Genomic DNA, 13721 nt, shown 5'->3' with positions numbered 1-13721 from the left:
CCCACGCCGTCCAACGCACCCTGCAAATCGTCGGCATCGACACCGTCATCGACTGCCACCCCACCCTGACCGAAGCACTCGACGACTGACACACGACGGCGACCTGCGCAACAGGCGAAGCACCGGCAGGACGGGCGAAGCGCCGGTGGGCAGGCCGAACACCGCCCAGCACGATCCACGGCGGGGCGCCCCACCCGGCCGTGCAGGTTGCACGAGTGATGGTCAAAATCGGTGGACGACGCGGCGCGCGTTCGGCCCTCGGCGCCGTGGGGGCCTTCGAGCACGGATGCTGCGCGACTGAGCCCCGGCAGGTCACGCCGGGGCTCACTGGGAGTGGTGCGTCAGCGGTTCATGAGCACGAAGACACCCCAGCCGAGGTATTCGCGCTGGTACCTAGCGTGCTGGACGGGTGCCGCGACGAGTTCCGCGCGCATCTCGTCGGCTAGCTCGTCGTCGGGGTTGGCATCCAGCCAGCGGCGGATGTTGAGCCACTGCGCCGCGGCGTACCGGTCCCAGCTGTCCTGGTCGGCAACGACCATTTCGACGACGTCGCAGCCCAGGGCACCGAACAGTTCGAGCAGTTCCGGCAGCGGGAGCAGGTCGTCCCTGCGGGCCATGTGGCAGCCCTCGACGGTGGCTTGGTCCTGGGGTTCGCGGCGCCAGTACGGTTCGCCGATCAGCATCATGCCGCCGGGGAGGAGACTGCGCCGCAGGAGTTCGACGGTGCCCGCGACGCCGGCCCCGATCCAGGTGGCGCCGACGCAGGCGGCGATGCCCACCGGATGGTCGACGACGTAGCCCGACGCGTCCGCGTGCACGAAGCCGACCTGGTCGGCGACGTCCAGTTCCGAGGCCCGCGCGCGAGCGGCGTCGAGGAAGACGGTGCTGATGTCCACCCCGGTGCCGGTCACGCCATGGTCGCGTGCCCAGGTGCACAGCATCTCGCCCTTGCCGCAGGCGAGGTCGAGCACGCGGGTGTCCGGTGACGGACCGATGGCCCGGCCCAGGGTGGCCAGTTTCTCGCTGGAGAACGGGTTACAGATGCGATGGCTGCTCTCGCGGATGGTGAAGCTACGCGGCAGGTCCACTACGGGGATTCCTTCGGTCCGGGGAGGTCAGAACGGCTGGGAATGGCGGCCGGCGGAAGTTGGCCGCGATCACCTGAACCGTCATCAAATGCACCTCTTCGGAGACGTGAAGGCCGAGACCGGTCGAAGGTACGGCCGCTGCGATCGTCGTGTCCATCGCATTTCACGTCCTACTGGGACGCGCCTCATGCCGTGCGGGCGGCCAGGCGCTCGACGAGGGGCTCGTTCTCGAAGCGGGCTCCGGCTCACTCGTCTGTGCCTGGTGCGCGGTGGATCTCCGTCAACCACAGCGAATGGTGCGAACCGTTGCCCGCACCGGTCGACAGGGGCAGGCGACGGCGTTTGATCTTGACGCACCGGCCGTCGTCGTTCAGGTACCAGTTACCGTCGAGGAAAAGGCCCTTGTCGTCTTGGCCCACCGGGGTGCGCAGAGAGCAGCCGTCGGGGGCGGGCGCCTGATCCACCCACCTCGAGCCGGTCCAGCGCAGCCGGTTGGGTTCGTCCACGGGTTCGGGGTCGACCTTGGCTCCACCCCGTCGGGCCGACCACCACTGAGGACGGCGACACCGGCGGCCGGACAGAGACTCTGGTGCATGTCCCTGTCCGGCGTCGCTGATGCCCCTGGTTTGACCGTCACCAAGACCCACCGTGGCACGTTCACCGACGGCTACCAGGGCACCTACACGATCCGGGTCAGCAACAACGGTCCCGGCCCGACCGCCGGCAGCACCGTCACCGTCACCGTCACCGAAACCCTTCCCCCGGAACTGGTGGCCGCCTCGATCAGGGGCGCCGGCTGGACGTGCGACCAGACGACCCTGACCTCGCCGCGGCGGTAACGTCCGGCCGTCGCTCCGGCGGGCAGATGCCCGACCATCGCGCTCGGGGTCAGACGTCGCGGATCGGAGAGGACGAGCTGGACGCCGGACAGGCTCAGGGAAACTCTTCCCGCCCGAGGCTGACTTGCATGCCCTCCCGCCGAGTGGTGGGGTGCGGGATCACTCGGGCTGCTCGCGCCTGGCGGTGGCGAACCGGCGCTGGTAGGCGGCTGGGCTGATGGCCAACTCCCGTGCGAAGACACGCCGCAGGCTCTCGTAGCTCGGAAACCCGGACATGGTCGCCGTCTGCGTCGCGGTGTATCCCTGGTCGAGCAGCGACTTCGCGATACCGAATCGGATCGACTCGACGTACCGGGCCGGCGTGGTGCCCAACTCCTCCCGGAACAGCCGGGTGAGGTGCCGTGTGCTGACGTTGAGCCGCCGGGCGAGTTCGGCCAGGGAGTAGTCGCCGGTGGGATCCGCCGTGACGAGGTCGACGACCCGGCGCAGAGCGGGAGAGCGGGGCGGCGGGCCCTGCAGCGGTGCGGAGAACTGCGACTGTCCGCCCGCGCGTTGCAGATAGACCACCAGGGAGCGGGCCACCTCCCGGCTGATGTCGGGGCCGTGGTCCTCCTCGACAAGGGCGAGCGCGAGGTCGATGCCCGCGCTGACACCTGCCGATGTGTAGGTCGTGCCGTCGCGCACATAGATGGCGTCGGGCTCGACTCGCGTCTTCGGGTGCCGGGCGGCGAGTTCGCCCGCGATCTTCCAGTGGGTGGTCGCCCGTTTGCCGTCCAGGAGGCCCGATGCGCCGAGTACGAAGGCGCCCGAGCAGACGGAGGCGATCCGGTCGGCACGGGCTGCGAGGTTCTTCGCCGCTTCGGCCAGCTCACGTGGGACGGGGGTCCTGGGGTGGACGTCACCGCCTGGCATCAGGAAGGTGTCGGGGGCCGGCTCTGTGGCGGCACTGCCGTCGACGACGATCCGCAGTCCGATCGAGGAGGTGACCTCGGCGCCTGTCGTCGACACCAGGGCGATCCGGTAGTCGGCGCCGAGCATATTCGCCTCCCCGAACACCTCGGCGGGGCCGGCGACGTCCAGCAGCTTCACGCCGTCGTAGACGAGGATCGTCACCCGATGCGTGCCGGGGCTCACCGGCCCATCCTGGGATGACTGGATTCGGGTGGTTCATGGCCGGACCGAGGCGGCGCCGCGGGCCGTGCGGTCGGCACCGTGGAGGACGGGCGCACGGTCCACTCGTGACAGATCGCATCGGAGAGCACAGACACCATGACGGACATCATCGCAGGCGTGGAAATACCCGACACATCGGCCGTAGCGCAGGCCACGGAATTCATTCGGGACAGGACCAGCCAGCTGATCTTCCACCACTCCCGGCGGGTATTTCTCTTCGCCTCACTCCACGCGCCTGCGTTCGATCTGCGGCCCGATCCTGAGCTGCTGTATATCTCGGCGATGTTCCATGACGCGGGCCTTGTGCTCCCTTTCTCCGGAACGCAGCAGCGTTTCGAACTGGACGGCGCCGACCACGCGCGGACATTCCTGCTCGACCGCGGATTCTCCGAGAACGCAGCCGACGTGGTGTGGCGGGCCATAGCCCTTCACACCACGCCCGGGATCCCCGGCCGCATGGAGCCCGAGGTCGCCGCCACGAACTACGGCGTGCTGACCGACGCGGTCGGCTGGGGGCTGGACAAGCTGGAGAGCGACCGACTGGACGAGATCGTCGCCGCTCATCCGCGCGGCGATTTCAAGAAGGAATTCCTGCAAGCTTTCGTCGACGGTCTCAGGGACCGGCCGGACACCACCTACGGGACCGTCAACGCGGACGTCCTGGAGCACTTCGTTCCCGGTTTCCGTCGTACCTCCATGGTGCGGCGGATCATGGACTCTCCATGGCCGCGATGACGGACTCGCGGCCGGCGATCGCGCCGACGCGAACGCGTCCTGTGCTTCCGTCGCTCGCACCAGAGATCAGCCCTCCGCATGAATTCGCCCGCAGAAACGCAAGAAACTCCCCCAGCAAGAAAGGAACGCTCGTGCGAGCCATCACCGTCCGGGATCGCGAGGCAGGGATCACGGGACTGTCCCTCGAGGACCTGGCCCCTCCGCACGCCGCCGAGAACGACGTCATCTTGCGGGTGCACGCCGCCGGCTTCACCCGCGGGGAGCTCGACTGGCCCGCGACCTGGACCGACCGTGCCGGTCGCGACCGCACGCCCAGCGTGCCGGGCCACGAGGTCTCGGGGGTGGTGACGGAACTCGGGTACGGAACGACCGGCCTCACCGTCGGTCAAAGGGTTTTCGGACTGACCGACTGGACCCGCGACGGCGCGCTCGCCGAGTACGTCGCCGTGGAGGCCCGCAACCTCGCCCCGCTGCCCGCCGACATCGACCACACGCTGGCGGCAGCACTGCCGGTCTCCGGCCTGACCGCCTGGCAAGCCCTGTTCGACCACGCCCGCCTCCGCACCGGCCAGACCGTCCTGATCCACGGCGCCGCAGGCGCGGTCGGCTCGATCGCTGTCCAGCTCGCCCACGAAGCGGGAGCCAGAGTCATCGGCACGGGCCGCTCCGCCGACCGGGAAACCGCGCTCGGCCTGGGCGCGCACGCGTTCCTCGACCTGGAGGCCGACCGGTGGGAGGACGCCGGTCAGGTCGACGTCGTGTTCGACGTCATCGGAGGCGACGTCCTCGACCGCTCCGCAGCCCTCGTACGCGCCGGCGGCACACTCGTCACCATCGCCCACCCGCCCACCGTGCGCCCGGACGACGGGCGGGCCCTCTTCTTCGTCGTGGAACCCGACCGCGACCGCCTCGCCGACCTCGCCGAGCGTTTGCGGGACGGCCGGTTGAGGGTGCGGGTCGGGGCGGTCCGGGCGCTTGCCGAAGCGGTCGACGCCCTCGCCTCCAAGGCGCGCGTCCCCGGCCGTACGATCATCCGTGTCGCCGAGGACGGAGCGTCCGCTGAGAGCACCGATGCCGGTGCGGGCCGGTAGCAGCAGCGGCGACGGCCCGCGGAGAGAGCGCGGGAATATCCCGCGGTCGGGTCCTGTTGTGCCTGTCGTGATCGTGGAGGGGACAGTGTCCCCGGGCCTCACCTATCGCATGCAGGGACGATCGTTCGGCTGAAGCCCTGCATTGCCTTTCGCCGCGTAGGCGACCGCCCTCCACGATCATGGATGCGACTGTGGCCCGGCCTTGAGGTCCGGGCCACAGGCCCGCGCCCGGACCGCTCACACACCGGGTGCGCTCTCCCGGACCCCCCACGCACCAGGTCCGCTCCCCCGGGACGCGTGCCCGTCCTCGCAGCCTTGTGCAGCACGCATGCGACGTGCCTGGAGGTCACGGGTCGGCACGGCGGCGTTGCGCGGACGTGAACAGCTCCCAGTCGGCTCGCCCTCCCGCTCCCATCACCTCGGTGGCGGAGGCGAGTTCGTCGGTGGACGTGCGGCGCAGTTCGCGCCGTGCCACCCGGCCGACCAGCGCCGGCAGCAGCGGGCGCAAGGGCTGGCACCAACGCAGCCACGGCGGTGCGTAGACATGGTGGGAGCGGTGCGCGATGCCCGTCGCGAGCCAGTCGGCCACCTGTGCGGGGGTGTGGACGCGGCGTGCGAACCAGGGCTGGTTCTCGCGCAGCGAGCGCAGGACCGGGTGGTCGTCGATGCCGGTGATCATGTCGGTGCCGGTCCAGTGCAGGTAGGCGATGCCGACGGCGACACCGTCGGGCTGGACCTCGCCGCGCAGGGCTTGCGCGAAGGACTCGGCGCCCGCCTTGGACGCGCAGTACGCGCTCATCATGGGGGCCGAGCCGAAGGCCGCGGTCGAGGCGATCTGCAGGAAGTAGCCGCGCGTGCGGGTGAGCTGGGGCAGGAAGGCCCTTGCGGTGTTGGCCGCTCCGACGAGGTTGACGTCGATGACCCGTTCCCACAGATCGGCGTCGGTACGGCTGAAGGGGCCGCCGACGGCGATCCCCGCGTTCGCCACGACGACGGACGCGCTTCCGAGTCGGTCCTCCACCTGCCGCGCGGCGCGGGCGAGCGCAGCCCGGTCGGTGACGTCGGCCTCGACACAGAGGCTCGGGGAGACGAGGGAGGCAGCGGCGCTGCGCAGCGTCTGCCCTTCGCGGCCGAGCAGCGCGACCCGCATGCCCGCCTCGGAGAGGCGTCGCGCAAGGGCCTCACCCACCCCGCGGGCGGCTCCGGTGACAACGGCGGTCCGCCCCCGCAGGGGCGAGCCGCCAGGGGCTCCGGCGGGGACGGAGCTGCCGAGGACGGTGTCCATGCGATTGCCTCTCTTGCAGGGGGCGAAGTGCCATGGCGGCACTGCCGTTGGCGTGGATGCGTCCCGCCGCCGAGGGGCCCACCCCGGCACGGCGGACGTCGGCGACTTGAGCGGCCGGCCCGTCCACGGCGCCGGCGAGGGTACGCCGGCGCCGGTCAGGGCGGCCGCTCGTCCCACCGGAGGTCCGTGGTCAGCACGTCCTCCACATCGGTGAGGCGGTCCAGGCCCTGAACGGCACGGGACGTGCGCTGGTTGGCGGCGAGCAGCGTGCGGTGGCGGTGCACGAAGGACCAGTACCCGGTCGTGTAGGGGCAGGCACGCTCTCCGGTACGGTCGCCAGGCCGGTAGGCACAGCCGTCGCACAGGTCGCTCATGCGGTGGATGTACGCCCCGCCCGAGGTGTACGGCTTGGTGGTCATCCGGCCGCCGTCGGCGTACTGGGACATCCCGGTGACGTTGGGCAGCATCACCCAGTCGTATCCGTCGACGAAACACCGGTGGAACCAGTCGGTGACCGCCCGCGGGTCCCAGCCACGCTGCAGGGCGAAACTGCCGAGGATCATCAGTCTCGGGATGTGGTGGGTCCAGCCGGTGTCGCGCACCTGGGCGAGCACGGTGGCCAGGCAGCGGGCGGTGACGGCGTCGGCGTCCAGCTCCAGGAACCACGCGGGCGGCCGGGCGCGGTGGCGCAGGGCGTTGCGGTGCCGATAGTCCTCGCCGAAGTACCAGTACAGCTGCCAGACGTACTCGCGCCACCCCGCGATCTGCCGGACGAAGCCCTCGACGCTGTTGACGGGTGCCCGGCCGGCCCGCCAAGCGTTCTCGGCGGCGGTGACCACCTCGGCCGGGTCGAGCAACCCGAGGTTCAGCGACGATGACAGCAGACTGTGGCTCATCACCGGGTCGGCGGCGAGCATGGCGTCCTCATGCGGACCGAACCCGGCCAGTCGGTGCTCGGTGAAGCGGCGCAGCGCGGTCAGGGCCTCGCGCCGGGTGGCGGGAAAGCGGCGGGGGCCGTCCCGGCCGACGAAGCGAATGCCGTCGTCCCGTTCCCAGCGCTCCAGGTCGGTGCGGACCTCGGCGTCGATGTCGTCCTCACGGGGTCGGTAGGGCTTCGGCGCGCCGAGCGTGCGCGTTCCGGCGGGTGGGCGTTCACGGTTGGCATGGTCGTGGTTCCAGCGTCCGCCGGCCGGTGTGTCGCCGTCCATGAGGAGGTCCAGTTCGCGGCGCACCCAGCGGTAGAAGTCCTCCTGGCGCAGCCGTCCGGCGTCGTGTCCGTCGGCCCACGCGCGGAAGGTGTCGTGGGGCAGCAGGAATCCGCGTGCGGGCAGTACCCGTACCTGATCCAGGGAGTGCACCAGACGGAGGGCGGCCCTGGAGGTGGGGTGGTGGACGGTCACGGGTGCGTCGCCGATCGCCTTGCCCAGGCCCTCCCGGTAGGTCTCGGCACGCACGTAGCGGACGCGATCGCCGAGCTCGGCGGCCCGGTGACGCATCGCGGAGAGCACCAGATGGGCCTTGGCCCGGTGAAAGCGGCGCCGCCGGAACACCGAGCGGGCCTCGATCATCACCACGGGGACGTCGCGAGCGGGTCCGCCGTCCTCGCCCGGAGTGAGGAAATGGGGGCCGAGCTGGTCGCCGAACAGCCAGTGCGGGTCGGTCATCGTCACTCCCGTCCGTATCGTGCCCACCGGAGCCGGCCCAGGCCCTCGGACCCGTGGCAGCTCCGGTCACGCCGGCCCTCGCCTCGTCCCCCACTCGAACTCCTCGTCGTCCTCCCACCCTCACGCTCCGCGCGCTTGCGTGCCTCTACGGTGCCGCCCACCCGTCCACACGCGCCGGGTGCGCGCGGCATACGGGTGACGTCCACGGTGGACACAGATGTGCGTCCGCGGCCTGCCGTCCGCGGGTGTAGCGGCCCGTGCGGCCGGGTGGCTGCGGCAGGCCGGGCCACGCGCGCCGCCGAGACCTCGGTCAGCCCACCACGCGGCGACCGCCTTCCTGCCCGCCAGCCGGTCGATCTGTGCGGCGTGGCGAGGAAGGCACGCGGGGGCGACTGAGATGCTGCGCGTATGACTCCCGGGACCGGCACGGCCGAGAGCTCGGCAGGAGCGCGGCTCGTTCTGCTGACACTCGCTGCCGGCCAGTTTCTGATGGCGCTCGACAGCTCCGTCATGAACGTCTCGATCGCGGCGGTGGCCGCCGATATCGGCACGACGGTGACCGGGATCCAAGGCGCCATCACGGCGTACACGCTGGTGATGGCGATGTTCATGATTCTGGGCGGCAAGGTCGGGGCGGTGATCGGCAGAAGGCGCGCGTTCATGATCGGCTGCTGCATCTACGGATGCGGCTCCCTGACCACAGCGCTCGCGCCGAACCTCGGCGTGCTGCTGGTCGGCTGGTCACTCCTGGAGGGCATCGGGGCGGTGCTCATCCTGCCCGCGGTCGTGGCGCTCGTGGCCGGCAGCTTCGCCGCTGAACGACGTCCCGCCGCCTACGGACTCGTCGCGGCCGCGGGTGCCGCGGCGATCGCGCTGGGGCCGCTCATCGGAGGCTTCGCGGCGACGTACCTGTCCTGGCGGTGGGTGTTCGCCGGTGAGGTCGTGGTGGTGATCGGCATCCTGCTGCTCGCTCGCCGTCTCACCGAAGTGTCGAACGGCGAGCGTCCGCACATCGATCTCGTCGGAGCCGCGCTGTCCGCGTTCGGGCTCGGAATCTTCGTCTACGGTGTGCTGCGCTCCGACGAGTGGGGCTGGTTCCGGCCGAAGCCCGATGCGCCGTCGTGGTTCGGAGTGTCGCTGGTCATGTGGCTGATGCTGGCAGGCGTGCTGTTGATCCGGCTCGTCGTCGCTTGGGAGGGCCATCTCGTCGAGCGGCGGCGTGAGCCCCTGCTCGACCCGGCACTGCTGCGTAACCAGCAGCTCAGCGGCGGTCTGACCATGTTCTTCTTCCAGTACCTGGTCATGATGGGCGTGTTCTTCGTCGTACCGCTCTATCTGTCGGTCGCTCTGGGCCTGTCCGCGCTCGCGACCGGCGTGCGACTTCTGCCGCTCTCACTCACTCTGGTGGCGGCGGCGACCCTCATCCCACGCCTTCTGCCGGACGTCTCACCGAGGCGGGTGGTCCGGCTCGGGATCGTCGCGATGTTGGCCGGTGCCGTGATTCTCATGGCTGCCCTCGACATGGACGCCGGAGCGGAGATCGTCACTGTTCCCCTCCTGTTCATCGGGGTCGGCATGGGTGCGCTGGCGTCCCAACTCGGCGCCGTCACCGTCTCCGCGGTGCCGGACGAACAGAGCGCGGAGGTCGGTGGCGTGCAGAACGCCGTCACCAACCTCGGCTCGTCCCTCGGCACGGCACTGGCGGGATCGATCCTGCTGACCGTGCTCACGTCCTCGTTCCTGACCAACGTCGCGCAGAATCCGGCCGTGCCGGACAAGGTGAAGAACGAGGCGGCGATCGAACTTCAGAGTGGCGCGACGTTTTTGTCGGACGCCCAGCTCAAGTCCGCTCTCGACGAAGCGGGCACGAGCCGGAAGGTGTCCCAGGCCGCGCTGGAGGCCAACGCCGAGGCGAGGCTGGACGGCCTGCGAGCCGCGCTCACCATCCTGGCGTTCGCCTCCGTCCTGGCGCTGTACTTCACCTCGAGGCTCCCGACGGCACAACCTCGCTCGGCATAGCCGTGGGGATGCGGCACTGCGTCGGAGAGTGGAGAGGGCACCGTGGCTCGGTGCCGCGCACCCACCGGCTACGACGACTCGCGGTCCGCTACGCGGCTATCGGCCTCGTCGTCTCCCTCGACGAGTGGTCGTGACGTACTGGTCCGACGACAACTCGAACACCCGGACTCGCCGACCGCCGGTGGGGTTGACGGTCTCACGGACCTGATGCATCCCCAGTTTGGTCATGATCCGTTCGGAGGCGTCGTTTCCCACCTGAGTGATGCTGACGATCCGCTCCAGCCCTCGCTCTTCGAACCCGAACCGCACCGCGGCCGCGGCGGCCTCGGTGGCCAAGCCCTGCCCCCAGTGGGAACGTCCCAGCCGCCAGCCGACCTCGACCGCCGGCAGTACCTCGGGCAAGAAGTCGGGCACCGACAGGCCGGTGAACCCGGCCAGTTCGCCGGTGGACCGGAGTTCCACCGCGAACAGGCCGAAGCCCCGCGACTCCCACTCGCTCTCCCATGCCTGGACACCGGCGCGAGTCTGCTGTTCGTCACGGACACTGCCGTCACGGATCCACCGCATCACCTCGGGGTCGGCATTGATGGCAGCCATGGGCGCAACATCTGCCTCGCGCCAGCGACGCAGGATCAAACGGGGAGTCTCGATCGTGACCACGCAACCATTCTGGATCACAGGGCCGGCGTCCCGGGCGCCCCCGTCCCGCTCCCGGGCACCCGCGCCCCGATCCTGGGCGTCACCGTTTGGCCACCATCGCCACCATCGCCGTCGCCACCACCCCGTCGACGCGGCGCCACCCGGGCCAGGGAGCCGGGCGGCTCTCCTACTCGCCGGGGGCGAGCGTGTCGGCCAGAAGGGCAGCCGCTTCGCGGATCAGCCAGTTGTCGACGGGTGCGTCCTTGGCGGCCTTCGTGGACAGCACGGTGAGCAGCAAGGGAGTTCGCCGGGTCGTCCAGGCGACGCCGATGTCGTTGGCGGTGGCGTAACTGCCGGTGCCCGTCTTGTCCGCCAGGACCCAGCCCCGCGGCAGCCCCGCGCCGAATCGCTCGGCGCTGGTGGTGTTGCCCTTCAGCCAGGTGACGAGCCGCTCGCGGTCGGCGCGGGCCAGGGCCCGTCCGAGGGTCAGGCGCTCGAAGCTCCTGCCGAGGGCTTCCGGCGTGCTGGTGTCCTGCGGGTCGCCGGGGACGGCGGTGTTCAGGTCGGTTTCCCAGCGGTCGAGTCGGCTCACCCGGTCTCCGAGCGACCGGAAGAACCGGGTGAGGCCCTGCGGCCCCCCGATCTGACGCAGCAGCAGGTTCCCCGCGGTGTTGTCGCTGTACTGGATGGCGGCGGCGCACGCCTCGCCCACCGTCATCCCCGTGGCCAGGTGGTCCTTGGAGCGCGGTGAATTGTCGAGGATGTCGCTCGGCGGGTAGTGGATCAGCCTGTCCAGGGGTGCGCAGTCTCCGTGGTCGCGCAGCACGGCCGCGGCGGCGAACGCCTTGAACGTCGAACACATCGCGAACGGCTCCCCGGCGCGGTACGCCACGGTCCGGCCGGTGCGCACGTTCCGGGCGTAGACACCGAGTCGGGCGCCGTAACGCTGCTCCAGGTCGCCGAACTCGTGCTCCAGATGGACGGGTTCGGCGTACGGGGCGGCCGAGGTGGGGGCGGAGGCCAGAGCGGGGGCCACCGCGGCGGCGGTGGTGAGGGCGAGACCGGCCTGGAACAGGCGGCGGCGCGGCATCGGGTCGGCACTGGTCATGTGCGGAGTTCTCCCAGGTCGTCGGCGATCGGGCATCGGCTTGGTGGATCTTCGACGGGAACAGCGAAACAGCAGGACTCCGCTCATGTCCAAGAGTGAACTTTGAAGACCTCATATCGAATTGATATGACTGCTGGATGGATCTGCTCGCACACCTCGAGGCGTACGTCGCCACCGTGGACGAGACGAGCTTCTCGCGCGCGGCCGACCGGCTCGGCATCGCCCAGCCGCTGCTCAGCCGCCGTATCAAGACGTTGGAGGCCCGCTTCGGCGGTCTGCTGTTCGACCGCTCCCGGCGGCAGGTCACGACGACGGAACTGGGAATGCTGCTGCTCCCCTACGCGCGGGACGTCCTGGACCGGGCCCAGCGGCTCGACGAGGTGGCCCGGTCAGCCCAGCAGTCCCGGTCCAGGACCGTGGGAGTGCCCGCCGACTGTGCGCCGGCGGCGCTGGCCCGCGTCATCCGCGCCGGGGCGGAGCACGGCATCACGCTCGGTGTACGCGAACTGCCGCCCGGAGAGCGGGAAGCCCGGCTGGCGGACGGCACGCTCGCGTACGCTCTGCTGCGCGTTCCACCGGAGCACGCCGCGCACCGGGTGCCGCTCGGCCTGGCCACCGCGCCGCCCCTCGACGCGCAGCGGCCGGCGGGCGCCCGTGGAAAGCGCATGATCCATCTTGAGGACCTGCGGCCGCGCCGCGTCGACGCCGCCACCGGCGCGCGGACCGTTACCCTGCCGATCCTGACCCTGGCGGAGGACGACGTGCCGTACGCGCGGGACAGGCTGGCGCGCGCGGCGGCCCGCTCCGGGCTGCCCGAGCAGCTGGTGCGGCCGGCCGGGCCCGCGGCCACCGCGCTCGCCGAGACGCTGGCGGGGCGGGCGGTGCTGCTGTGCGGCGAGCCTTTCGCACGGCGGCACGGCGCCGACTGGGCGCCGCTGGCCGACGCTTCGCTGCATCGTGGGTACGACATGCGGGCCACCCCGCGTCAACGCGGCGGCGACGTGCCGCAGTGGCTGTCCGCGGTGCTGGCGGCGGCGGCCGGTGTCGGCACCACCGCACGCGCCGCGAGGCGGCCGCAGCCGGCGGACACCACGACCCGGCTGGCGGCACGCGGATGACCGGGGATGCGGCGCACCGTGCGGCCCAGCTCTGCGGCGACGGCCCCTTGTCGGAGGTCGCCGAGGCGATCGCCCGGGACTGGGCGTCGCTCGGCGTCCGCGGTTCGTTCCTCGCCCGCGACATCGACACCGGCGAACAGCTCGGGTTCGGCACCGAGGAGCCCGTGCCCCTCGCGTCCGTGGTGAAGGTGCCGCTGGCCCTCGTCGTGCTGGACCTGATCGCGGACGGCGTCCTCGACCCGGCCCTGCCGGTGACGGTCGACCCGGCCACCAGCAGTGTCGGCCCCACCGGCATCGCGGCGTTCCGCCACCCGGTCACGGTGGCCGTCGGCGACCTGCTCCTGCTCATGCTCTCGGTGAGCGACAACGCCGCCGCCGACGCCCTGTTCGACCTGGTGCCGGTGACCGACGTCGACGCCCGGCTGCGCGCCTGGGGCTGCACCGGCATCCGGGTACGGCACCGGATGAACCACATGTACGAGTGCGCCGCCGGCGCCACCGGCAACGACTTCTCCCTCGCCCTGGAACTGGCCGTCCGCGACGAACGGACGGGACGGCACACCATCGAGACGCTGGACCCCGCGCACGCCAACCTCGGGACCGCCTCGGCGCTGGTGACCCTGCTGCAGCGGGTGTGGCGCGACGAGGTGGCGCATCCCCAGGCCACGGCCGAGCTGCGACGGTTGATGGCCCATCAGGTCTTCACCCAGCGGCTGGCCGGCGAACTGCGCGCCGACAGCCTGCGGCTGAGCGGCAAGACAGGCACGTTCCTGCATCTCCGGCACGAGATCGGTGTGGTCGAGGCGGACTCCGGGGCCCGCGTGGCAGTGGCCGCGCTCACCCGGGCGGACCGGCGGGCGGCGCAGGCGCCGGACATCGACCTGGCGATCGGCATCGCCGCACGACAGGCGTTCGAGGCACTGCGTGGGTGAGGTGGGGCGTGGCCGGGGTGGGGCGCGGAT

The 13721-nt window shown here is 71.0% G+C and carries 13 protein-coding genes; 6 read left to right on the top strand and 7 right to left on the bottom strand.

Annotation, left to right across the window (positions count from 1 at the left end; translation table 11 throughout):
• Positions 1-341: 341 nt before the first annotated feature.
• Positions 342-1088: an SAM-dependent methyltransferase gene (locus tag V7E45_RS32120; protein WP_333777751.1), complete on the bottom strand. Its 747-nt coding sequence runs from the start codon at positions 1086-1088 to the stop codon at positions 342-344.
• A gap of 245 nt (positions 1089-1333) precedes the next feature.
• Complete coding sequence (locus V7E45_RS32115) at positions 1334-1594, bottom strand: hypothetical protein (RefSeq protein WP_333777750.1); 261 nt, start codon at positions 1592-1594, stop codon at positions 1334-1336.
• Between the two features lie 120 nt (positions 1595-1714).
• On the opposite strand from V7E45_RS32115, the gene V7E45_RS32110 reads away from it, so the two are divergent.
• Positions 1715-1927, top strand: coding sequence for a hypothetical protein (locus V7E45_RS32110; RefSeq protein WP_333777749.1), 213 nt, complete (start codon positions 1715-1717; stop codon positions 1925-1927).
• 159 nt (positions 1928-2086) lie between these two features.
• Here the strand turns inward: V7E45_RS32110 and V7E45_RS32105 are convergent, their stop codons facing one another.
• Entirely contained in the window at positions 2087-3061 is a 975-nt protein-coding gene (locus V7E45_RS32105) for a GlxA family transcriptional regulator (protein WP_333777748.1), read from the bottom strand.
• 135 nt (positions 3062-3196) lie between these two features.
• Between V7E45_RS32105 and V7E45_RS32100 the strand changes: the two genes are divergently transcribed.
• Entirely contained in the window at positions 3197-3835 is a 639-nt protein-coding gene (locus V7E45_RS32100; RefSeq protein WP_333777747.1) for an HD domain-containing protein, read from the top strand.
• Positions 3836-3966: 131 nt separating this feature from the next.
• Positions 3967-4926, top strand: a complete 960-nt coding sequence (locus V7E45_RS32095) for an NADP-dependent oxidoreductase (RefSeq protein WP_333777746.1) — start codon at positions 3967-3969, stop codon at positions 4924-4926.
• 346 nt (positions 4927-5272) lie between these two features.
• Here the strand turns inward: V7E45_RS32095 and V7E45_RS32090 are convergent, their stop codons facing one another.
• Positions 5273-6211: an SDR family oxidoreductase gene (locus V7E45_RS32090; RefSeq protein WP_333777745.1), complete on the bottom strand. Its 939-nt coding sequence runs from the start codon at positions 6209-6211 to the stop codon at positions 5273-5275.
• Between the two features lie 155 nt (positions 6212-6366).
• Complete coding sequence (locus V7E45_RS32085) at positions 6367-7875, bottom strand: cryptochrome/photolyase family protein (RefSeq protein WP_333777744.1); 1509 nt, start codon at positions 7873-7875, stop codon at positions 6367-6369.
• Positions 7876-8283: 408 nt separating this feature from the next.
• On the opposite strand from V7E45_RS32085, the gene V7E45_RS32080 reads away from it, so the two are divergent.
• Positions 8284-9894 carry an MFS transporter gene (locus V7E45_RS32080; protein WP_333777742.1) on the top strand — a complete coding sequence of 537 codons (1611 nt, stop codon included), beginning with the start codon at positions 8284-8286 and terminating at the stop codon, positions 9892-9894.
• 96 nt (positions 9895-9990) lie between these two features.
• Here V7E45_RS32080 and V7E45_RS32075 read toward each other — a convergent pair whose 3' ends face one another.
• Both V7E45_RS32075 and bla read right to left on the bottom strand, forming a co-directional pair.
• Positions 9991-10545 (bottom strand): GNAT family N-acetyltransferase, encoded by a 555-nt coding sequence (locus V7E45_RS32075; RefSeq protein WP_333777752.1) that lies wholly within the window; start codon positions 10543-10545, stop codon positions 9991-9993.
• A 175-nt stretch (positions 10546-10720) separates the two neighbouring features.
• A complete protein-coding gene (gene bla / locus V7E45_RS32070) occupies positions 10721-11641 on the bottom strand; it encodes a class A beta-lactamase (RefSeq protein WP_333777741.1) in 921 nt (306 codons plus the stop codon).
• A gap of 137 nt (positions 11642-11778) precedes the next feature.
• Between bla and V7E45_RS32065 the strand changes: the two genes are divergently transcribed.
• Both V7E45_RS32065 and V7E45_RS32060 read left to right on the top strand, forming a co-directional pair.
• Positions 11779-12759: a LysR family transcriptional regulator gene (locus V7E45_RS32065; RefSeq protein WP_333777740.1), complete on the top strand. Its 981-nt coding sequence runs from the start codon at positions 11779-11781 to the stop codon at positions 12757-12759.
• A complete protein-coding gene (locus tag V7E45_RS32060) occupies positions 12756-13691 on the top strand; it encodes a serine hydrolase (RefSeq protein ID WP_333777739.1) in 936 nt (311 codons plus the stop codon). The genes V7E45_RS32065 and V7E45_RS32060 overlap by 4 nt, the downstream gene beginning before the upstream one ends.
• Positions 13692-13721 lie beyond the last annotated feature (30 nt).

Source organism: Streptomyces sp. IBSBF 3136, assembly GCF_036815105.1.
Lineage (GTDB): Bacteria > Actinomycetota > Actinomycetes > Streptomycetales > Streptomycetaceae > Streptomyces.
This window is presented reverse-complemented; position numbering and strand designations above follow the sequence as displayed.